Origin of the sequence: Dehalogenimonas sp. W (assembly GCF_037094495.1) — a bacterium.
GTDB classification, from domain to species: Bacteria; Chloroflexota; Dehalococcoidia; order Dehalococcoidales; family Dehalococcoidaceae; genus Dehalogenimonas; species Dehalogenimonas loeffleri.
This window is the reverse complement of the sequence record NZ_CP146612.1, coordinates 228,632-248,462: the sequence shown is the minus strand read 5'-3', so window position 1 is coordinate 248,462 and position 19,831 is coordinate 228,632. Positions and strand designations below refer to the sequence as shown.

At 56.0% G+C, this 19,831-nt stretch carries 21 protein-coding genes; 13 read left to right on the top strand and 8 right to left on the bottom strand.

Annotated elements, in window-relative coordinates; genetic code table 11:
• Window positions 1–7 precede the first annotated feature (7 nt).
• The 8 genes from V8247_RS01135 to V8247_RS01100 all read left to right on the top strand — a co-directional run bounded on the left by V8247_RS01135 (window position 8) and on the right by V8247_RS01100 (window position 8,049).
• On the top strand, window positions 8–862 hold the full coding sequence (locus V8247_RS01135; RefSeq protein WP_338737925.1) for a hypothetical protein: 855 nt from the start codon (window positions 8–10) through the stop codon (window positions 860–862).
• Window positions 863–964: 102 nt separating this feature from the next.
• Window positions 965–1,744 (top strand): fumarylacetoacetate hydrolase family protein, encoded by a 780-nt coding sequence (locus tag V8247_RS01130; protein WP_338737923.1) that lies wholly within the window; start codon window positions 965–967, stop codon window positions 1,742–1,744.
• A 187-nt stretch (window positions 1,745–1,931) separates the two neighbouring features.
• Window positions 1,932–2,495 carry a cob(I)yrinic acid a,c-diamide adenosyltransferase gene (locus V8247_RS01125; RefSeq protein WP_338737921.1) on the top strand — a complete coding sequence of 188 codons (564 nt, stop codon included), beginning with the start codon at window positions 1,932–1,934 and terminating at the stop codon, window positions 2,493–2,495.
• Window positions 2,496–2,515: 20 nt separating this feature from the next.
• Window positions 2,516–3,607, top strand: a complete 1,092-nt coding sequence (fbp, locus tag V8247_RS01120; RefSeq protein WP_338737920.1) for a fructose-1,6-bisphosphate aldolase/phosphatase — start codon at window positions 2,516–2,518, stop codon at window positions 3,605–3,607.
• Between the two features lie 102 nt (window positions 3,608–3,709).
• Window positions 3,710–4,318 carry an XTP/dITP diphosphatase gene (locus V8247_RS01115; protein ID WP_375340868.1) on the top strand — a complete coding sequence of 203 codons (609 nt, stop codon included), beginning with the start codon at window positions 3,710–3,712 and terminating at the stop codon, window positions 4,316–4,318.
• A 118-nt stretch (window positions 4,319–4,436) separates the two neighbouring features.
• Window positions 4,437–5,507, top strand: coding sequence for an NDP-sugar synthase (locus tag V8247_RS01110; protein ID WP_338737918.1), 1,071 nt, complete (start codon window positions 4,437–4,439; stop codon window positions 5,505–5,507).
• Window positions 5,508–5,539: 32 nt separating this feature from the next.
• Window positions 5,540–7,516 (top strand): acetate--CoA ligase, encoded by a 1,977-nt coding sequence (gene acs / locus V8247_RS01105; protein WP_338737915.1) that lies wholly within the window; start codon window positions 5,540–5,542, stop codon window positions 7,514–7,516.
• A 113-nt stretch (window positions 7,517–7,629) separates the two neighbouring features.
• Window positions 7,630–8,049 carry a rhodanese-like domain-containing protein gene (locus tag V8247_RS01100; protein WP_338737913.1) on the top strand — a complete coding sequence of 140 codons (420 nt, stop codon included), beginning with the start codon at window positions 7,630–7,632 and terminating at the stop codon, window positions 8,047–8,049.
• Window positions 8,050–8,060: 11 nt separating this feature from the next.
• Here V8247_RS01100 and V8247_RS01095 read toward each other — a convergent pair whose 3' ends face one another.
• The 3 genes from V8247_RS01095 to V8247_RS01085 form a co-directional block, all read right to left on the bottom strand.
• Window positions 8,061–8,840, bottom strand: a complete 780-nt coding sequence (locus V8247_RS01095) for a carbon-nitrogen hydrolase family protein (protein WP_338737911.1) — start codon at window positions 8,838–8,840, stop codon at window positions 8,061–8,063.
• Window positions 8,841–8,924: 84 nt separating this feature from the next.
• A complete protein-coding gene (locus V8247_RS01090; RefSeq protein ID WP_338737909.1) occupies window positions 8,925–9,623 on the bottom strand; it encodes a response regulator transcription factor in 699 nt (232 codons plus the stop codon).
• A 4-nt stretch (window positions 9,624–9,627) separates the two neighbouring features.
• Entirely contained in the window at window positions 9,628–10,854 is a 1,227-nt protein-coding gene (locus V8247_RS01085) for a PAS domain-containing sensor histidine kinase (protein ID WP_338737907.1), read from the bottom strand.
• 66 nt (window positions 10,855–10,920) lie between these two features.
• Between V8247_RS01085 and V8247_RS01080 the strand changes: the two genes are divergently transcribed.
• Window positions 10,921–11,172 carry a hypothetical protein gene (locus V8247_RS01080; protein WP_338737905.1) on the top strand — a complete coding sequence of 84 codons (252 nt, stop codon included), beginning with the start codon at window positions 10,921–10,923 and terminating at the stop codon, window positions 11,170–11,172.
• 8 nt (window positions 11,173–11,180) lie between these two features.
• On the opposite strand, the gene V8247_RS01075 is transcribed toward V8247_RS01080, so the two are convergent.
• The 5 genes from V8247_RS01075 to V8247_RS01055 form a co-directional block, all read right to left on the bottom strand.
• Window positions 11,181–11,660, bottom strand: a complete 480-nt coding sequence (locus tag V8247_RS01075) for a GNAT family N-acetyltransferase (RefSeq protein ID WP_338737903.1) — start codon at window positions 11,658–11,660, stop codon at window positions 11,181–11,183.
• A complete protein-coding gene (locus V8247_RS01070; RefSeq protein ID WP_338737901.1) occupies window positions 11,657–12,652 on the bottom strand; it encodes a hypothetical protein in 996 nt (331 codons plus the stop codon). The genes V8247_RS01075 and V8247_RS01070 overlap by 4 nt, the downstream gene beginning before the upstream one ends.
• Window positions 12,637–13,656: a D-alanine--D-alanine ligase gene (locus tag V8247_RS01065; RefSeq protein ID WP_338737899.1), complete on the bottom strand. Its 1,020-nt coding sequence runs from the start codon at window positions 13,654–13,656 to the stop codon at window positions 12,637–12,639. Before V8247_RS01065 ends, V8247_RS01070 begins: the two co-directional genes overlap by 16 nt.
• Window positions 13,628–14,923 carry a KamA family radical SAM protein gene (locus tag V8247_RS01060; RefSeq protein WP_338737897.1) on the bottom strand — a complete coding sequence of 432 codons (1,296 nt, stop codon included), beginning with the start codon at window positions 14,921–14,923 and terminating at the stop codon, window positions 13,628–13,630. The genes V8247_RS01065 and V8247_RS01060 overlap by 29 nt, the downstream gene beginning before the upstream one ends.
• A 147-nt stretch (window positions 14,924–15,070) precedes the next feature.
• The gene (locus V8247_RS01055) at window positions 15,071–16,327 is read right to left on the bottom strand and encodes an ArsB/NhaD family transporter (protein WP_338737895.1); all 1,257 of its coding nucleotides are present in this window, start codon (window positions 16,325–16,327) and stop codon (window positions 15,071–15,073) included.
• A 241-nt stretch (window positions 16,328–16,568) separates the two neighbouring features.
• On the opposite strand from V8247_RS01055, the gene V8247_RS01050 reads away from it, so the two are divergent.
• From V8247_RS01050 to V8247_RS01035, 4 genes are all read left to right on the top strand, one after another.
• Window positions 16,569–17,165 (top strand): manganese efflux pump MntP family protein, encoded by a 597-nt coding sequence (locus V8247_RS01050; protein ID WP_338737893.1) that lies wholly within the window; start codon window positions 16,569–16,571, stop codon window positions 17,163–17,165.
• Window positions 17,166–17,448: 283 nt separating this feature from the next.
• On the top strand, window positions 17,449–17,916 hold the full coding sequence (locus tag V8247_RS01045) for a 4Fe-4S dicluster domain-containing protein (protein WP_338737891.1): 468 nt from the start codon (window positions 17,449–17,451) through the stop codon (window positions 17,914–17,916).
• A gap of 5 nt (window positions 17,917–17,921) precedes the next feature.
• Window positions 17,922–18,542 (top strand): imidazole glycerol phosphate synthase subunit HisH, encoded by a 621-nt coding sequence (gene hisH / locus V8247_RS01040; RefSeq protein WP_338737889.1) that lies wholly within the window; start codon window positions 17,922–17,924, stop codon window positions 18,540–18,542.
• Window positions 18,539–19,831: an FAD-dependent oxidoreductase gene (locus V8247_RS01035; RefSeq protein WP_338737887.1), complete on the top strand. Its 1,293-nt coding sequence runs from the start codon at window positions 18,539–18,541 to the stop codon at window positions 19,829–19,831. Before hisH ends, V8247_RS01035 begins: the two co-directional genes overlap by 4 nt.

The window sequence follows — 19,831 nt, the reverse complement described above, 5'->3', positions numbered from 1 at the left end:
GCAAATAATGACCAACAAAATTTCCTGGGCGCGTATTGTTGTAACGGCAATGTCAATCATGCTGATCGCGGTGGGTTGCAGTTCGGGAGCGGAGGTCGGCAACAACGATCCCGGCACAAATACACCTGACACCAATCCGCCGGGTACGACGGCTCCGGTCACGACAGCTCCGCCGATGCCGACCGCGGTCGGTAATTTTATGTGTGAACTTAAAGAATACCCTGAGACCATCTGGCCGCTATACAAAATTAAGAATATTGAAGAACGTCAGAATAATTTCTGGATGGAAGTGTATTACCCGGCGGATTATGTATATCCTGACATTAAGTTTTATTTTGGCATTCAATACTCTTCCGCCGCAACCGAAGCCGAGGTACTCAAACATTACTATGACAGGGTTGAGGCGCATCAGATTAATGCTTTCAGTGATGTTCAAGGCTATATCGGTGATTGGGAAGTGTACGCCGACGCGGAGGCCTCCTTCTATACCGGTGAACAGAACGTCAGCGTCATGGTGGGGAATAATAAAATCGTCTACCAAAGCAATCCCTACTTTACCGATTTTCCCACGACCCTTTTCCCTGCTTATCAATTGAGTGTTCCCTTGTCAGATATCTTCTATTGCTGGTCGAACTCCAAAGAATACTATCGCCGGTATGAAAACACTGGCAGTGTTGCCGATGCCGTCAGTCATTACCGGAATCTGATGCAAGGGGCCACAGGTTTTACCGAAAATACCGTAACGGGATCTATCGGTACGTCGATTACATTGAAAGGTAATCTGGCTGGTTATAAAGTTGAAATTGTAGTGCGTGATTGGAACGATCTTATCACGGTAAACCTGGAAAAGCTGTTCAGTTAAATATTTCCGGACGGCCCATGGATTACAGTACCTCTTTAATAATCTTTGGTGGCGTAGCGCGGTGCTTGTACATGTTCTGGTTAATGGCTAAAATGCTTTGATATGAATATTGTCAGATTCAAAGCGCCCGACGGCGGCGAACATTACGGTATTATTGAGGCGGAAACGGTCAGGGAACTGACCGGGACGCCTTTCAAAAACATTGAATACACCGGACGGGATTTTGACCCGCAGGCGGTACAACTGCTGGCGCCGTGTCAGCCTAGTAAGATCGTCTGTCTGGGGGTCAATTATCACGGGCACGCGCGGGAGATGAATCACAAGATACCTGACGCGCCGCTGATATTTTTAAAACCGTCTACCGCGGTTATCGGACCGGAAGCTGATATCCTTTATCCGCCGATGTCGCACCGGGTGGATTATGAAGCCGAACTGGCGGTGGTAATCAAAAAACCGGTCTGGCGGGTCAGCCGGGAGGCGGCGCGGGATTGTATTCTGGGTTACACCTGCTTTAACGACGTTACTGCCCGCGACTTGCAGAAGCAGGACGGCCAGTGGGCGCGGGCCAAAGGCTTTGATACTTTTGCCGCCGTCGGCCCGTGGATCAGCACTTCCGCGGACCCGGCAGCCCTGACGGTAGAGTCTTATCTGAATGGGGAACGCAAACAGTACGGCAATACCGCAGATCTGATTTATCCGGTGGATTACCTGATTCACTTTATCTCCCATGTGATGACGCTGCTGCCGGGCGATGTGGTGGCTACCGGCACTCCCAGCGGCATCGGGCCGATGCAGCCGGGGGATACCATAGAAATCAAGATTGACGGCGTGGGGACCCTGCGTAACCAGGTGGCCTGTATTGAAGAGCCGGAAGTCCGGTAACAACCGAAGAAACTCTTTTTGATGAAAACCATCAGGAATCTATAACTGTAATAATGGAAAAACAGGTACAAAAACAGAAAATCATATCCCGATTACAGTTGACACTTTAAGAGGGCGCTTGTTAAACTTGGAAGGTTTTACTGTTACATGTTTCCCGCTTCAATAATATCGTTCCCGGAGGGTTGTGTTGACCGAACAGGTATCACCCGATAACGGCTATAAACTGGAAAGAGGGCTGGTGAATATTTTTACCGGTCACGGCAAGGGTAAAACCTCAGCCGCCATCGGGACCGCAGTGCGGGCCGCCGGACACGGCCTTAGTGTTTATATGGTGTTCATGATGAAGGCCAATGAGGCTTTTGACCATGGTGAATTCAAAGTCCTCAAAGCCCTGCCCAATGTCACTATTGATACGTTCGGCCAGCGGGGCTGGGCCAAGCGGGGCAATGTGCTGCCGGAGCATCGGGAACAGGCGCAGAAGGCGCTGGACGCTGCCGCGGCGGCGATGAACAGCGGCGAATATGACGTTATCATCCTGGATGAGGTCAACGGCGCCATCGCCAGCAGTCTGGTGGACATTGAAGCGGTGGTTAAGCTGATAGAAACCAAGCCCCACAATGTTGAACTGGTGCTCACCGGACGATATGCCGACCCGCGGCTGGTCCAGATGGCCGACCTGGTGTCTGAGGTACTGATGATCAAGCACCCCATTAATGAAGGGATTCGCGCCCGCAAGGGCATTGATTACTAATAAGTTTCGGAGGAGAAACCATGAAGGTTACCGTAAGCGTCATCAAGGCCGATATCGGCGGCTTTGTCGGTCATTCCGATGCCCATCCGGATTGTCTTTGTACCGCAGACTCGGCTCTGGCCCGGGCCAAGGAAAAAGGTCTGCTGATTGACTATCACGTCACCAAGTGCGGTGATGACCTGCAACTCATCATGACTCACCAGAAAGGTGAAAACAACGGCGATATTCATGAAATGGCCTGGGATACCTTTGTAGAGTGTACCGAAGTCGCCAAGAAATTGAAGCTGTACGGTGCCGGCCAGGATCTGCTGACCGATGCCTTTTCCGGCAATATCAAGGGTATGGGGCCGGGGGCGGCCGAGATGGAGTTTGAAGAACGGGTGTCTGAGCCGATTGTGGTCTTCATGGCTGATAAAACCTCCTCCGGCGCCTGGAATATGCCGCTGTATAAGATGTTTGCCGATCCCTTTAACACCATCGGTCTGGTAATCGCTGAAAACATGCATCAGGGTTTCAAATTTGAAGTGCATGACGTCAAGGAAAGCAAAAAGATAACCTTCAAAACCCCGGAAGAAATCTATGACATGCTGGTCTTTATCGGCGCGGCCAACCGCTACCCCGTTAAGGCGGTCTATACGTTAAGCGGCGAGATCGCCGCTTCATCCTCCACCCAAAAGCTGGCCTTCCTGGCCGGACGCTATGTCGGCAAGGATGACCCGGTGTGCATCGTCCGCTGTCAGGGTGCCTTCCCGGCCGTCGGTGAGGCCCTGGAGCCGTTTGCCAAACCTTACCTGGTTGAGGGTTGGATGCGTGGTTCTCACTACGGGCCGCTGATGCCGGTAAGCGTTGCTCAAAGCCAGCCGACCCGTTTTGACGGCCCGCCGCGGGTGACCGCGCTGGGCTTCCAGTTATCTGAAGGCCGGCTGGTAGGGCCGCGGGATTTCTTTGCCGATGTGTCCTACGATCAGGCTCGCCAGAAAGCCAATGACATGGCTTACATGATGCGGGAACACGGGCCGTTTGAACCTCACCGCCTGCCCCTGGATGAAATGGAATACACCACCATGCCCCAGGTGTCGCGTAAACTGGAAAGCCGTTTCGAAGCTATATAGGTTAAGTGTTTAATGACTACCCCCCTGATTTCCAGCGCCCGGCGTTGAGGAAGAAGGGGGTAGTTTATTTTAGGAGTATACGATGCAGAGGGAAGAATAATAGTGGCAGCGCGGGAGCTGCTGCTGGCAACCAATAATCCGGGCAAGGTCAGAGAGTACACCCGCTTGCTGGCCGGGGTCGGGTTTTGTCTGGTGACACCGGCGGACAAGCGGATTGATGTTGAACCGGCTGAAACCGGACAGACCTTTGCTGATAATGCGGTGATAAAAGCCGAAGCCCTGGCGGCTGCTTCCGGGCTGTTGACGCTGGCTGATGATTCCGGACTGGAAGTGGATGCGCTGGCCGGCGCCCCCGGCGTCAGGTCGGCGCGGTACGCCGGCGACGGAGCTACTGATGCCGACCGCAATGAGCTGCTGCTGAAAAATATGCGGGTGGTGCCGGCGGCGCAACGTACCGCCCGTTTCCGCTGTGCTATTGCCATCGCCGGCGGCGGACAGCCGACCCGGGTGGTAGAAGGGGCGGTGGAAGGGGTTATTGCCGCCGCGCCGCGGGGTGACGGCGGCTTTGGCTACGACCCGGTTTTTTGTGTGCCGGAACTAGGCCGCACCATGGCTGAACTGACGCCGGAAGCTAAAAATGCCCTCAGTCACCGGGCCCGCGCTACCGCCAAAGCCGCGGCTATTCTGGCAGAAATCAACCGCGGCGGGTGAAATCCGGGTATTAGAGCTTGATTTAAGGGGATTAGTTCCTATAAGATAAAGGCATTCCGCGCAACCAAGACCAGTTACCACCCTTAAATTACTTTTTGGAGGACAAACTCGTCATTTCATGAAAGCGCTGATATTGGTAGGCGGTCTGGGAACCCGGTTGCGGCCGTTGTCGGTCAACACCCCCAAGGCGATGATGCCGGTGCTGAACACGCCGTTCATGGGTCATGTGGTGCGGCGACTGGCGCGGCACGGCGTGACCGAGGTGATTTTCACCCGCGGCCATCTGGCCGGGCTGATGGAGCACTATTTTGGTGACGGCTCCGGCTTTGGGCTGAAGGTCACTTATGTTGATGAAAGCCGGCCGCTGGGTACCGCCGGCGGCATTAAAAACTGCCAATCCCTGCTGGGGGACGGCACCTTCCTGGTGCTCAACGGTGACGTTTATTCCCACATTGATTATACCGCCATGCGGCGCTTTCATGCTCAAACCGGCGCCCTGGCGACTATTGCCCTGACGCCGGTGGCTAATCCGGCGGCCTTCGGGCTGGTTGAAACTGAAGATGACGGCCGCATCCGCCGTTTTATTGAAAAACCCCGGGCTGACGAAATTACCACCAATATGATTAATGCCGGCTGTTATCTGCTGGAGCCGGCGGTGTTGGACTATATTCCGGCTGATACCGCCGTGAGCATTGAACGGCAGACTTTTCAATCATTGCTGGCGGAAGGCCGGCCGTTTTATGGTTATGATACGACCGGGGCTTACTGGATTGACATGGGCAAACGGGAGAAATATTTTCAGCTTAATATGGACCTGCTGGGTCAATCGGGGGAAGTTCAGGCATGCTGCGGCCGGGGGACCGCGATTGATACGGCCGCAGCTGTCAACGGCCCGGTGGTCATCGGTGATAATTGCCGCATTGAGGCCGGCGCAGTGGTCAACGGCCCGGCCGTTATCGGCAACGGCTGTGTGGTCAGTTCCGGCGCGGTGGTTACGGCTGCCGTTATCTGGAACGGGGTGACTATCGGCCCCAACACAGTGATTTCCAATTCTATAATTGCCGATGGCTGTGTCATCGGCACCGGTGCCCGGGTAGAAGGAACGGTGCTGGCTGACGGGGTTTTCAGCGCCCCCGGCCTGGCGTTATCCGACACGGCGGTCTGGCCGGGTACAATACTGAATAACTGACTGAATCATATATAGAGAGAAAGGAAGAAACGATGACACAAACAGATTCCCGCGTTACCCATTTGCCCACCGGCAGTTACTACACGCCGTCCGGCGAGTACGACGACCTGTACCGGCGCTCCATGGAGGATCCGGAAGGATTCTGGGCGGAACAGGCCGAGAGCCTTGACTGGTTCAAACCCTGGGAAAAGGTGCTGGACTGGCAGGCGCCGTATGCCCGCTGGTTTGTCGGCGGTAAACTGAATCTTTCCTACCAGTGTCTGGACCGTCATGTACAGACCGAGGTTAAAAACAAGGTGGCTTTTTACTGGGAAGGCGAACTGGGTGAAACCCAGGTGCTGACCTACAACGAGATGTACCGGTTGACCAACAACTACGCCGCCGCCCTCAAACGATTGGGAGTCAAGCGGGGCGACAAGGTGGCTCTGTACCTCCCGATGATTCCGGCGCTGCCGGTCTTCATGCTGGCCTGTGCCCGCCTTGGAGCCATCTTTACGGTAGTGTTCTCCGCTTTCTCCGGTCAGGCGCTGGCCGACCGTGTGGAAGATGTCGGAGCCAAGGTAATTATCACTTCCTCAGGCATGCATCGCCGCGGCAAGATCTTGCCGTTGAAAGAGAATGCCGTTGAGGCGGCGGTTAAATGCCCGTGTGTGGAGAAGATTGTTGTCGTTAAGCACACCGGTCATCATACCGAAATGGACCCCGACCGTGATGTCTGGCTGGACGATATTCTGGCCGGCGTTGATGAGTATGTGGCTCCGGAAGCCATGGATGCCAATGACCCGCTGTTTGTTCTGTACACTTCCGGCAGCACCGGCAAGCCCAAGGGTATCCTCCACGGCACCGCCGGTTATGCCCTGTGGATTGCCAAAACCTTACAGTGGGCTTTCAATCCTGACCAAAAGAGTGTTTTCTGGTGCACTGCCGATATCGGCTGGATTACCGGTCACAGTTATGTGGTATTTGCGCCGCTGGAGCTGGGGCTGACCTCGGTCATGTACGAAGGGGCACCGGATTTCCCGGCTATTGACCGCTGGTGGCAACTGATTGCCAAGTACGGCGTGACCATTTTCTACACTTCTCCTACGGCTATCCGCATGTTTATGCGCCATGGTGAGGAATGGCCGGCCAAATACGACCTGTCCAGTTTGAAATCACTGGGTTCGGTGGGTGAGCCGATCAATCCGGAAGCCTGGTTGTGGTACTACCGCAATATCGGTCATGAACGCATTTCCATTTCCGACACCTGGTGGCAGACGGAGACCGGCGGTTTCATGATCTCACCCACCCCCGGTATTCAGCCGCATCCGCTCAAACCCGGTTCTGCGACCAAGCCGATGCCCGGCGTGGACGTGGCAGTGCTGGATCCGGATGGCAAAGAACTGCCTAACGGGCAGACCGGTTTCATCGTTATTCGCAAACCCTGGCCGGGGATGTTGCTGGATATTTACCAAAATCAGGAACTGTATCAGCAAACCTACTGGTCCCGTTTCCCCGGTTACTATCTGCCGGGTGACTTCTGCATGAAAGACCAGGATAACTTCCTGTGGCTGCTGGGCCGGGCTGATGAGGTCATCAAGGTGGCCGGTCACCGTATTTCCACCGCCGAACTGGAAAGCTCCATTGTGGGTCACTCCGCTGTGGCTGAAGCCGCGGCCTGCTCCCGGCCGGATGAAGTCAAAGGTGAAGCGATCATTCTGTTTGTGACGCTGCGCAAGGGCACTGATCCGTCACCGGAAATCAAAGCCGAACTCACCCGTCACCTGCGGGCGACGATCGGCGCGCTGGCCACTCCGGAAGAAATCTTCTTCGTTAATCTGCTGCCCAAGACCCGCAGCGGCAAGATCATGCGCCGTCTGCTGAAAGCGGTAGCCACCGGCGCCACCGTCGGCGATACTTCCACTCTGGATGACGGTGCGTCTATTGACGAAGCCCGGGCCGCCTTTGAAGAGCTGAAAACCAGCGCCCATCACTACAAAACATCGGAAAAGAAACCGGACATCAAATAGTCCGAAGTATTCAGCTTCATGGTGGGGGCGGGCGTAACAACCCGCCCCCGTTTTTTGGGGCTTGCCGGCGGGCAGTTTATAATAGACCGTAATATCTACAGAGGAGTGAAAAATTGCGCAGACTGTTAGTGATTTTACTGGCCGGCCTGATGGTGTTGCCGCTGGCCGCTTGCGGCGCCGCGGCGCCGCCCCCTGACGGGCAGACCATCCGCGATTTGAGTGTGGCGGAGGCCTATAGCATGATTCAGGATAACCAGGGGCAGGACGATTTTGTTATCCTGGACGTACGTACGCCGGCGGAGTTTGCCGAAGGCCACATTGAAGGCGCGGTGCTGTTGGATTTCAATGCCGGAAATTTTGAGGTTGAAGTCGGCAAACTGGATAAGGACGTCAGGTACCTGGTGTACTGCCGGACCTCCAATCGTTCCGGTCAGGCGGTCAATGTCATGAAAAATCTCGGGTTCCAGGACGTCAGCGATATGGACGGTGGTATTGTGGACTGGCAGGCCGCCGGCTATCCGGTGGTCAAATAGTCCGGGCGGCTTTAATTAAGCGGGATAATCTCAAAAGCGGTCTGCTGCGGCTGCCGGGCCTGGTCATCCCAGTTAAAGAGTAAAACCGCCGGTTCCGGCGCGTCATATTCCAGTACCCGGTTACCGTCGACGGCAACAATGCTTTCACCGCCGGTGAAGTCCAGCCCCGGTTCTACACCGGTGCGGTTGCAGACCCAGACCGGCAGGCCGGTTTCGGCGCTGCGTTTTTCCCAGCAGCCTTCCGGCGGACAGGGTCGGGGCGGCCAGGCGGCCGGGGAGATAATGAACTGCGCGCCGCGGGTGTTAAGTTTAGCGGCATGATCCGGCCCCCAGGTGTCGGCACAAATGAGTATTCCGGCTTTGAAGCCGTCGCATTGGATGATGTCCACCTGTGTGCCGGCGGCGGCCCAGGCCTCGGCGGTATGGCCGGCGCTGATGCCCATCTTGCGATGGCGGCCGGCGAGGCGGCCGCTTTTGTCCAGGCAGAAGACGGCATTGTACAGCCGCCCGTCGGCCGGGTCGCGTTCCTGATACCCCAGAAAGATGTTCAGCTTCAGTTGTCCGGCCATTTCCGCCATGCGGCGGAGCCAGGCGTCAGGCTGCGGTTCTATCCAGTCAGTGCCGATAAGCTCGGCAAAATGATAACCCGGAATCACCGTCTCCGGGGTAACGGCAATATCCGCACCGGCGGCGGCGGCCAGATGCACCGCCCGTTCCACCTGTTTTTTATTGGCTTCAATGGCGCCCAGTTCCGGGGCCAGATGCAGCAGGGCAACTTTATATGTGGTCATTCAATTATCCAGCGGCGCCCCACTCCGCGACCGATTGGCGGTGCTGCAGGGTGAAGCGCCGTAGTATTCTTCAGATTGTCAGGTTTACTGAGGTTTAGCCAGCTGGTAGCCGGCCCCGATACGGGTCAGCAACAGCTTGGGATCCGAGGGGTTTTCCTCAATCTTTTCCCGCAGATGCCGGACATAGACTTTGAGGCTTTCCGCGGCACCGGGGTATTCTTCACCCCAGAGGGCTTTAGCCAGGATGGAGTGACTGACGGGGTGCCCGACGTTGCGCATCAACTGGCTGAGGACGATGCCTTCGGTGCGGGTCAGATTGACGCGGCGGCCGTTCAGATTAAGGTCGCGGACTGAGGGGCCGAGGCTCATACCGCCGACGGTCAGCGGCAATTCCTCACCGGATGATTCGTGGCGGCGCAGGATGGCTTTGACCCGGGCCAGCAGTTCCATCTGACGGAACGGCTTGACGATATATTCATCGGCACCGAGTTCCAGGCCCCGGACGATATCCGCTTCCTCACCGCGGGCCGTCAGGATGATGACCGGCACATGACTGAACCGGCGGATCTCCTTGAGCACATTGAAGCCGCTGGTATCCGGCAAACCCAGATCCAGGATAACCAGGTCGGGATTGTTGCGTTCTACCAGCGCGATTCCTTCTTCTCCCGAAGAGCTGGACAGGAAAGTGGCCTGAGGCCAGCGGATCTTGAAGGTCAGGGTTACCGCTTCCACAATTTCATTGTCGTCCTCAATCAGGGCCACGGTCAGTTCAGGTTTGTTCATTTCTTCACTCCATATTCTTAGCCAGCGGCAGTGTAAAATAGAAGGTGCTGCCCTGACCTTTTTCACTGGTGAACCAGATGTCCCCGCTGTGCAGGGTTACTAACATTTTACATAATGCCAAGCCGATACCCATGCCGTCGTTGGGATCATTGTCATCCTGAACGCGGTAATACGGCAAAAAGATACTGGCCTGTTCCGTCTGTGCGATGCCGCGGCCGTTATCGGACACCCATAATTGTAGCATATTCCCATCTACTTTAGCGCCAAGCGTAATCTGCCCGCCGCGGGGGGTGAATTTACCGGCATTGGTCAGCAGATTCAGCAGGACCTGCTTCAACCGATCTTCATCCGCCAGTACCTGGGGCAGTATATCCGGCAGATTCAGTTCCAGCGATTGCTGCTTCCGGTCAAACTGGGGCGAAACCTCCGCCGCCAGGTCTAACAGCAAGGGGCAGATATCCAGCGGCTGACGACTGACTTTGAGGACGCCCATCTCGCCGCGGGCGAAGTCCAGCAGGTCGTTGATCCGGCGTTCCAGATTCAGGGCGCCCCGGTAGATGTTGCCGGCCAGCCGCAGTTCATCCTCGCCTTCCAGAATATCCAGCAGCACTTCGCCGGAGGCAATCATCGGGGTCAGCGGGGTTTTGAGTTCGTGCACCAGTGACCGGGTGAAGTCAATACGCTTGCTGATTTCAGTTTCCAGCGCTAGCCGCAGGTCTTTCTCCCGGTGATACAGCGCGGTCAGTTCTTCCTGAGACTTCTTACGCACGGTGATGTCCCGGGCGATGGACAGGATTACGGTTTTTCCACCTAATTCAAAAACGTGGGAACTTATTTCCACCGGGAAGGTGCTGCCGTCCCGACGCTTGTGGACTGACTCAAACGTGCCGTGACGGTCCTGCAAGAGGCGGGCGACGTTGGCTTCAGTTTCAGCCCGGGTGGTGATGGAGAAGTCCGCCACTTGCAGATCAGGCATTTCCGCCATGGGAATACCCAGGCGGCTGGCCGCTACCTTGTTGGCTTCCAGCAGTACCGTCGGATAGCCGTTACGTATTTCCCACAGGAAAATGGCGTCATTGGCGTTGTGGAAGAGCATGCGGAACTTCTCTTCACTTTCCCTGACGGAGCGGCAATCCGTCTCTGCGGGCTCAATGACGGCTTCAACGGCAGATTGAAGCCGTTCAATCTCGGCGATGAGTTCACTCTGGGTTTTATCTGTATGATCAGTCATAGCGTATTTACTACCAGCATTATACAATATGAATTGGTTCTTAGCATTATTATGACAGGATTCTTAATGAACGACGAAAATAACGACCCCCATGCAGACATTTTGCGCTGTTGTTGTGCCGATTGTGCCGTCGGGACGGCGGCGGAGTGTACCAGTAAGCAGTTGCGCCGGGCGTTAACCGACATCTTTGATGACAAGCTGCCGGCGACCGGGCTCTACTGCCGGAATCACCATAAGACGGCGTCTGATGACGCCGGCGACTGCCGGTGTCCGGGTTGCCACCTGAACCCCGGTGACGGGCAGGCCTATTGCCGCTGAGTGGTGGTTCAGGCCAGTTTTTTCAGATATATCAAAAGGTCATCGCCCCGGTCATAGAAATCCGGGATGCAGGCTGTTTCGTGAAAGCCGCAGGCCCGGTAGAAACGGCGGGTGTTTTGATATGACGGCTGCGATGAAGTTTCCAGCGTCATCTGCCGACCGCCGCGCTGCCGGATTTCAGATTCCGTCAGTTGTACCAGCCGCCCGCCGATGCCCAGATTCCGGGCGCTTAGCCCCACCGCCATCCAGTAAATCTCCCAGTTGCCCCGGGTCAGCGGCGTATTGCCGTAGAGGATGTAACCACATAAGGCCCCGTCCCTGACCGCAGCGATGCCGTGATATCCGGAATCCGCCGGATGAAGCAGGCAATCGTCCAATACTTCTTCGGCCACCGGCAGTTCCTCCGGTGTGAACTCCGGGGTATTTTGCAGCAGGCGCATTATCGCCGGCTTGTCCGCCGGGGTCAGCGGCCGGTATTCAATGGTCATGCGGCCTCCAGGGCGAAGTTAATAATTTCAGTCACCATATTATTATAGTCAATTCCGGCGGCCCGGGCCTGTCGGGCAACACCGGCGTCCGGCGACAGGTCCGGGTTGGCGTTGACTTCCAGGATGACCGGCCGGCCGTCCCGATCCAGCCGGAAGTCTATCCGGGCATACCCGCGGCAGCCGGTAGCGCTGAAGGCCGTCAGCGCCGCGGTTCGGATTTCCGGCTCCAGGCGGGCCTCCAGACGGGCCGGACAAGCCACTGCGGTCTGGCGGTAATCATCACTGTCCGGCTGCCATTTGGCGGCGAAGGTCAGGATATTGGGCCGGCCGGAAGGCAGGGTGTAGACAATTTCCGAGACCGGCAGCAAACGGGGCGCGTTGACGCCCCAGACGGTGGCGTTGAACTCCCGGCCATCCAGGAATTCTTCCACCAGTGCCGGCTGGCCGGGGTAGTCCGTTTCCAGCCGACCGACTTCGCGCGCCAGCTCTGCCGGATTAAATACTACACTTTGGGCGGACATGCCGTGAGAGGCATCGTCAGCGGCGGGCTTGACGATACAGGGGAAGCTCAGGTTAAAAGTGGCCAGCGCGGCCGGCATCAGCAGTTGAAATCGGGGTGTCCTGAGACCGTGAGCCTGAAGCACCTGATGAGTTGCTGCCTTATTGAGGGTCAGCGCCAGGGCCGGGGCCGCCGAACCGGTAAACGGCAGACCGGATTCAGCCAGCAGGCCGGCAAATTCGGCTTCCGATTCCGGTTTTCCCGCAAAGCCTTCAAAAAGATTAAAAATGACGTCCGCCCCGCCGGCGGCCAGGGTTTCCGGTGTGACTGCCGCTGTCGGCGCCAGCGGCAGTTCAATAATCTGGTGTGCGTTGGACTTCAGGGCGCGGCGCACTGCCGCTACCGCGTCCATGACGCCGTTTTCCGCGGCTGATTCGCCCCGTTCATCATAGGCTGAGGGCGCGGGCTGGTTATAAATCAGGGCGATACGCATAATTCAGGGTATCTGGCCAGTGCGGCGCCGAGGACCGATTGGATCAGCCGTTCATGGCTCCAGCCAAGGGCGACGGCCACGATATAAAGGTCGCTGTCCAGCGACAACCCCGGCAGGGGGTTGACCTCCAGAAACCATGGAGTGCCGTCGGCACTGACGCGGAAGTCCACCCGCGAGAAATCACGGCAGCCCAGGTTCTGGAATACTGTCAGCGCCTGTTGTTTGATTTTGGCCAGCACCGGCTCCGGAAGGGCCGCCGGAAACTCATAATCCACCAGATTCCGATAGTTGCGTTTGACTTCCAGGGAATAGATGAACGGACCGGATTTTTGCCGCGGGACGACGCGCAGCGGCCAGACCAGCACCTCGGCGTCGCCGGCGGCCGGATTGCCGATGATACCGCAGGTGACCTCATCGCCGTCAATAAACTCTTCCACCAGAATCGGCTGGCGGTAGCTCTCCAGCAGGCGCACTATTTCCCGGGCCGCCTGTTCCGGGGTGTCCGCGACGGCACTGAAACGGATGCCCTTGCTGGAACCCTCAAAAGCCGGCTTGGCAAAAACGGGAAAGGTGAAAAGACCCCAGTCGGCCGCTGCAATGTCGGCCGGGGCGGCAAACACCTGCCAGCGCGGCGTAGCCACCCCGGCGGTTTGCAGGATGCGTTTGGTTAACGGTTTGTCCAGAGCGACGGCCAGCGTCTGCGGATCGGCTCCGGAATAGGGAATGCCCAGCATTTCCAGTACCGACGGCACCTGGGCTTCGCGGCTGCGATAAGCGCCCCGGCCTTCGGCGATGTTGAAGACAAAATCAATGTCGGTTTCCAGTATGCGTTTAAGAAAGGCACTGCCGCCGCCCAGCGCAACCGCCTCATGCCCGGCGCTCCGGATTGCCGCAGCCAGCAGATTCACCGTCTCTGCGGAATCATATTCTTCCAGCGCATCGTCAGGCCCAGCGGCTGAAGCGGTTACGGCCTCTTTAAGGTCGTACGCCAGCCCTATTTTCATCGGCTACCTCTATTTCCCGGCGGACCGAAGGGGTGACGGTCGGTGCCGGTTTACTCCTTTTGGTCGCTGACACCTGTTTCGGATTGGCAAAATGACTGATGTGGCCTTCGTAATTTCTGACGACCAGATCCTGATCCGACCGGCTGATAACGTAATTGGGAGTCAGTGGGATTTTACCCCGTCCGTCAGGCAGATCAATGACATAATTGGGAATCGCCAGCCCGGAAGTGTGGCCGCGCATGCCTTCAATGATGCGCAGGCCGACTTCTACCGGCGTCCAGAGGTGCCCGGTGCCCTGGACCTGGTCGCACTGGAACAGGTAATACGGGCGAACCTTGGCTTTGAGCAGGCTGTGACACAGTTTCAATTGAATATCTACGGTATCGTTAATGCCCCGGAGCAGGACGCTCTGATTGTTGACCTGAACCCCGGCGCGCAGCAGCCGGTCACAGGCGGCGGCGGCTTCGGGCGTCACTTCGTTGGGATGATTAAAGTGGGTGTTAAGCCAGATCGGGCCGTATTTGGACAGCATGTCGCACAGTTCGGCATCAATACGCTGCGGCAGGACTACCGGAAAACGGGTGCCGATACGGATGATTTCAACGTGTTCAATAGCCCTCAGCCCGGCCAGCACTTCTTCCAGCCGCCGGGTGGACAAGGTCAGCGGGTCGCCGCCGGAAATGATGACATCGCGGACGGCGGGGGTGCGGCGGATATAGTCCAGCATGGCGTTAATCCGGTCGGGGTTTTGGACCCAACCGCCGTTGCGCCATTCGCGTTTGCGGGTACAGTGCCGGCACAGCATGGGGCAGATGTCGGTCAGTACCAACAGCACCCGGTCGGGGTAGCGGTGAACCAGTCCCGGCACGGGGGAATGGCTGTGTTCTTCCAGCGGGTCTTCGCGGCCGGCCGTATCAGTCAATTCCTGGACACAGGGCACAGCCTGACGGCGAATCGGGTCGTGCGGGTCGGCGGGATTGACCAGCGACAGATAATACGGGGTGATGGCCAGGGGGTAGCGGGCACTTACCAGTTTGAGGCGGGTCCGCTCTTTCACGGATAACGGCAGGAAGCGGGATAATGCTTCAACGGTGGTGACGCGGTTGCGGAAATGCCAGCGCCAGTCATTCCACTCCGCGTCGGAGACGTCCGGGAATAATTTATGCCGGTTTAAAACCGGCACCTTAAGGGGTGGTTCCTCCGGGCTGACACTCGGTAACGAAGGGGGTTCAGCTTCATCTTCGGCGGCGGGCATTTCCAATTTCACTTTTGAGACTCCTAAAATAATGTTCTATTTATTGTAGCAAAACCACAGCCGGCGTCAACCGGCTGCCAGCTTTGAGGCAGCTTCAGGTGAAAAATATATTTTCATAGGAACAGGGTCGACGCCGGCGGTGGTCTGCTCAATGATTACCTAACTTATGAGAATCAACACCAGGCTGCTGAATAAAAGGGCCGGCAGGGTAACGATGACGCCCAATTTCAAATAACTTGAGGGTTTAATATTAAGGCCGCGACGGCGCAGTATTACAAACCAAAGCAGAGTGGAAAATGAGCCGAAGATTGCAATATTAGGTCCGAGATCTGCTCCAAGAATAACCTGATATGGTAAAGCCGGCACCATGCCGATGAGTTCCGGGCTTGTCCTCAAGGTTTCAACCGAAATCATCATCATCGGCCAGTTATTAAACAGGTTGGCCCCAACGGCGGTGCCGAAAGAGGCGACCAGCGAAGCTGGTATTTCGCCTTGATTCAGCAGGGTAGTGAGATGATCGCCCAATAACTGAATCAAGCCACTGTTTGCCAAACCTTGAACCAATACCGCCAACGAAACGATGAACGGCAGTATTGACCAACTGATGGATTTTGACAGCGGGCGCAGGGTAATATGTCGTCCGGTCAGCGCGATTGCCAGCAGCATGATTGCGCCGCTGAGTACCGGAATGGACAGCGGCCAGCCTTGGACCGAGAATAAAATGTATCCGGCCACGACTATTCCGAGGGTGGTCAACACGGGCATCAATAGTGGGTTGACCGGGTAGAAGGAATTTGCCTCAAGTGTAAAATTTGTCCTGACTTCGCGGCGGAAGATAATCATGAACAGGGATATTGTTACGGCAATGGCGGTCAATCCCGGCAACAGAAGATGAATCAGGTATTCAGGGAGGCGAATATCAAAGGCATCAATTGCCAGAAGATTAACCGGATTGGCGATGGGTAACAGCATGGAGGAGGCATTGGCCACAAAGGCACAAGCGAAAACATAAGGCAGCGGGTTAAGGTTGAAACGACTGGTCAGAGCCAAAACGACCGGGGTTAGTATCAGTACCGTGGCATCATTGGAAAGCAGGATTGTGATTATGATTCCAATACCGAAGACCACTAACAGGAGCAGTCGGCCGTTGCCATGGGAAAACCTGGCGGCAGTGTTTGCGGCGGTTTCCACTAATCCCGAAACCTCGGCTATTGCCACCATTATCATCAAGCCTAGAAAAAATAAGACCACATTGAGACTATCGATGACGACGGTGTATGTCTGGGGTAAACTGACATAGCCTGCTCCAATCATGACCGCCGCGCCGATGATTCCGACGACCGCCTCCGACACACCGGCCGGCCGTCGCAGGACGGCGATAATAGTGAGCAGAAAGATAAACAAGCTGATCAGCATAATGTTTGAGGAAGCAGGGTGCCTGCCGCCTGTTTACTCTTCCTTTATCCGCTATCCTTTTTTCAGTTTCCGCGTCTGATTAGATATCACTTATTGGACGTCTTGAGGTTGGTGTGTTAATTCTAGCAAACCTTCCGGCGGCGTCAACCGGATGCCAGCTTTGAACCCGCTGCTCCGGGAAAATAAATATGTTGTGTGCCTGGGCGTTGCTGATACGAATTGAATTGGTTTGTTTGAGGCTTTGAGCAGCTATCTGCTACACTGGGACGCTATGGATTTTTTCGCCATTCTGTTAATTGCGCTGGGACTGGCGGCGGATTGTTTCGCTGTGTCCGTCAGCGGCAGCATCAGCATGGGTGCGGCTTTGGACCGGGCCCGGCGGCTGAAGGTGGCGGCTTCTTTCGGGCTTTTTCAGTTCGGGATGCTGCTGGCGGGTTTTCTGGCCGGCAGCACCATCGTCGGGGTAATTGAAAGTTTTGACCACTGGTTAGGCTTTATTCTGCTGGTCTTCATCGGCGCCCGGATGCTCAAGGAGTCCTTTGAAAAGGAGAGCGAAACCGGCAGGGTCGTGGACATCAGTCAGGGAAAAGCTCTGGTGGCGTTGTCGGTGGCTACCAGTATTGATTCACTGGCGGTGGGGCTGACCTTTGCTTTTGTGCAGGTGGCTATTATTCCGGCGGCGGTACTGGTGGGGCTGGTTTCATTTGGGGTTTCGCTGCTCGGTTTTGCCGTCGGCCGGCGGCTGGGTGAGATGATCGGCAAGCGGGCAGAACTCTTCGGCGGCCTGGTACTTATCGGTATCGGCATCAAGATTCTGGTAGAGGGTTTGAGTTCCTGAAAGGATAATTTTACCGGACACGCTTTACCATAATTCAATCCTTTAGTGCCGTAATGCGCATTGAAATTTAAGCGTGCCTCGTTTGGTAATACGGCAAAAATATTGCTATATTGCCGTAAAAACGTCGTATCAGCCGGGATTGGCGCCATCAGCGAAGGTGTTAGAGGCGACAAATGGGTAACAAGTTTGAAATATATTCAATATTCAGCTATAATAATTGTCCTGACGCAAGGATTATTCCATTGGTAAAAGACTGCCGTATTTTCGGCCAAGCAGGGGATAAATGAGAAAAAAGATTTACATCCGCAAAGAAGTCTGTATCGGCTGCGGGTTGTGCCGGGTGTATTGCGCCACCCAGCATTCAGATTCCAAAGATATTTTGAAGGCACACCGCAAGGAGTCCCCCAAGGCGGTGCCGCGGCTGAAGGTGGAACGACAGAATGAGACCAGTTTCTCGGTACCCTGTCGGCATTGTGACGAGCCATGGTGTGTTTATTCCTGCCTGACCGGGGCGATGAGTAAAGATCCGGTGACCGGCGTGGTCACTTCAGACCCTGACAAGTGCATTGGTTGCTGGACCTGCGTGGTGTCCTGCCCCAACAGTGCTTTGGTTAAGGATAAACTGACCAAGGTGGTCAAAAAATGCGACCTCTGTCCCGGGCTGGAAACCCCGGCCTGTGTGGCGAACTGCCCCAACGAAGCCATCGTGCTTATCACCGATGACAGCACCGAGGCTGTAGAACAGAAATAATTTAGATGATAGCCATCATTGATTACGGAGCCGGTAACCTGCGTTCAGTGGCTAATGCTGTAGCTTCTCTGGGCTATGAGGCGGTGGTGACGGGTAATCCGGACGAAGTGGTTAAAGCCGACGCGGTGATTTTGCCGGGTGTCGGCGCGGCTGCCGACACGGTCAGTTCTCTCAAGCGGCACGGTCTGGATAGTGCCTTGAGGGAGATTATACAAAAGGATACGCCGCTGTTCGCGGTGTGTGTAGGCTTGCAGGTGCTGTTTGAGGAAACTGAAGAAGGCGGCGGCTGTCCGTGTCTGGGTTTGCTTCCGGGGCGGGTGAAGCTGCTTCCTTCCGACGGTTTGAAGGTGCCTCACATGGGGTGGAACAACGTCAGGCAGCTAAAGCCGCACCCGTTGTTTGAGGGCATCGGCGATGACAGGTATTTTTACTTTGTGCACAGCTATTATGCCGAGCCGGCTGATGCATCGGTGGTTATCGGGCAGACGTCCTACGGCCTGGATTTCGCCAGTATGGTGGAAAGCGGCAGCGTAGTGGCTACCCAGTTCCACCCGGAAAAAAGCGGCCCGGCGGGGCTGAAAATGTACGATAATTTTTTAAAGACGGCACTTAGAGGAAGTAAATGAAGACGAAGTATCTTATCATCGGGAACTCAGCCGGCGGTATCGGCGCCGCGGAGGCGATCCGGGAGATTGATCCGAAAGGCGCGTTGACCATTGTAGGCGAAGAGCCTTACGCCGCGTATTCCCGCCCGCTCATCTCCAAGTATGTTACCGGAGAGTATGACCCCGACGGCATGAGAATCCGCCCGGCAGCCTTTTACGATAATAAATGTATTGATTTGAAGCTGGGCCACAAGGCATACAAGATGGACGCCGCCGCCCGCACGGTTACTCTGGATGACGGCACGGAAATCGGCTACGAAAAACTGCTGCTGGCCACCGGCGGCAAACCCATTATTCCTAAAATGGAAGGCATGGGCAAGGCCGGGATTTTTAATTTTATCAATCTGGCTGATGCCACCAAGCTGGAAGAGTACCTGCCGGAGGCGCGGCGCGCCGTGGTTATCGGCGGCGGACTTATCGGTATCTCGGCCACGGAAGCACTGATCAAACGCGGTCTGAAAGTCACCGTGGTGGAAATGAAAGGCTATATACTCAATACCATTCTGGACGAACCGGCCGGTCGGGTAGCTGAGATGGCGGTAAAAAAATACGGCGTCAATATGATGACCGGACGCACCGTGGCCCGGATTCTGGGCGAAGACCGGGTGACCGGTGTCGTTTTTGACGATGGGCACGAAATGGTGTGTGATATGGTGGTGGTGGCCGTCGGGGTTTTTCCCCGGGTGGAGCTGGCCCAGGCGGCCGGCATTAACGTCAACCGGGGCATTGTGGTGGATAATCACATGCTGACCAGTCTGCCGAACGTGTATGCCTGCGGAGATGCTTCGGAAGCCTATGATTACGTTTACGGTTCCGGGCGGTTGTCGCCGGTGTGGCCCAATGCCTATATCGGCGGCCGGGTGGCCGGTTACAACATGGCCGGGTTGCCGACACCCTACCGGGGCGGTACCGCCATGAACTCGCTTAATTATTTTGGTCTGGAACTGGCTACCGCCGGTATGGCGTCGCCGCCTTCCGAGGAAGGCTACGAGGTGCTGGTCAAAAAGGGTGAAGACGTTTATCAGAAGCTGATTATCAACGCCGAAGGCAAGCTGGTTGGTATGATTTTCGTCGGTAATATAGACAAAGCCGGCATTTACTTCGGTTTAATGAGGGACCGGGCTGTGGTCACTGATTTCAAGGATAAACTGCTGGCGGATGATTTCGGTCTGGCGCTGCTGCCCAAGGCGATCATTGAAGAGCGCCTGACCGGCGCCACGGCCGGCCGGGTGAAAGTGGGAGAGAGCTAA

Bases quoted from the DNA above. Each gene is read 5' to 3' on its own strand.
- V8247_RS01135 (WP_338737925.1), top strand. From the start codon at position 8: ATGACCAACAAAATTTCCTGGGCGCGTATTGTTGTAACGGCAATGTCA.
- V8247_RS01130 (WP_338737923.1), top strand. From the start codon at position 965: ATGAATATTGTCAGATTCAAAGCGCCCGACGGCGGCGAACATTACGGT.
- fbp (WP_338737920.1), top strand. From the start codon at position 2,516: ATGAAGGTTACCGTAAGCGTCATCAAGGCCGATATCGGCGGCTTTGTC.
- V8247_RS01110 (WP_338737918.1), top strand. From the start codon at position 4,437: ATGAAAGCGCTGATATTGGTAGGCGGTCTGGGAACCCGGTTGCGGCCG.
- acs (WP_338737915.1), top strand. From the start codon at position 5,540: ATGACACAAACAGATTCCCGCGTTACCCATTTGCCCACCGGCAGTTAC.
- V8247_RS01095 (WP_338737911.1), bottom strand. From the start codon at position 8,840: ATGACCACATATAAAGTTGCCCTGCTGCATCTGGCCCCGGAACTGGGC.
- V8247_RS01090 (WP_338737909.1), bottom strand. From the start codon at position 9,623: ATGAACAAACCTGAACTGACCGTGGCCCTGATTGAGGACGACAATGAA.
- V8247_RS01085 (WP_338737907.1), bottom strand. From the start codon at position 10,854: ATGACTGATCATACAGATAAAACCCAGAGTGAACTCATCGCCGAGATT.
- V8247_RS01080 (WP_338737905.1), top strand. From the start codon at position 10,921: ATGAACGACGAAAATAACGACCCCCATGCAGACATTTTGCGCTGTTGT.
- V8247_RS01075 (WP_338737903.1), bottom strand. From the start codon at position 11,660: ATGACCATTGAATACCGGCCGCTGACCCCGGCGGACAAGCCGGCGATA.
- V8247_RS01070 (WP_338737901.1), bottom strand. From the start codon at position 12,652: ATGCGTATCGCCCTGATTTATAACCAGCCCGCGCCCTCAGCCTATGAT.
- V8247_RS01065 (WP_338737899.1), bottom strand. From the start codon at position 13,656: ATGAAAATAGGGCTGGCGTACGACCTTAAAGAGGCCGTAACCGCTTCA.
- V8247_RS01055 (WP_338737895.1), bottom strand. From the start codon at position 16,327: ATGCTGATCAGCTTGTTTATCTTTCTGCTCACTATTATCGCCGTCCTG.
- V8247_RS01045 (WP_338737891.1), top strand. From the start codon at position 17,449: ATGAGAAAAAAGATTTACATCCGCAAAGAAGTCTGTATCGGCTGCGGG.
- hisH (WP_338737889.1), top strand. From the start codon at position 17,922: ATGATAGCCATCATTGATTACGGAGCCGGTAACCTGCGTTCAGTGGCT.
- V8247_RS01035 (WP_338737887.1), top strand. From the start codon at position 18,539: ATGAAGACGAAGTATCTTATCATCGGGAACTCAGCCGGCGGTATCGGC.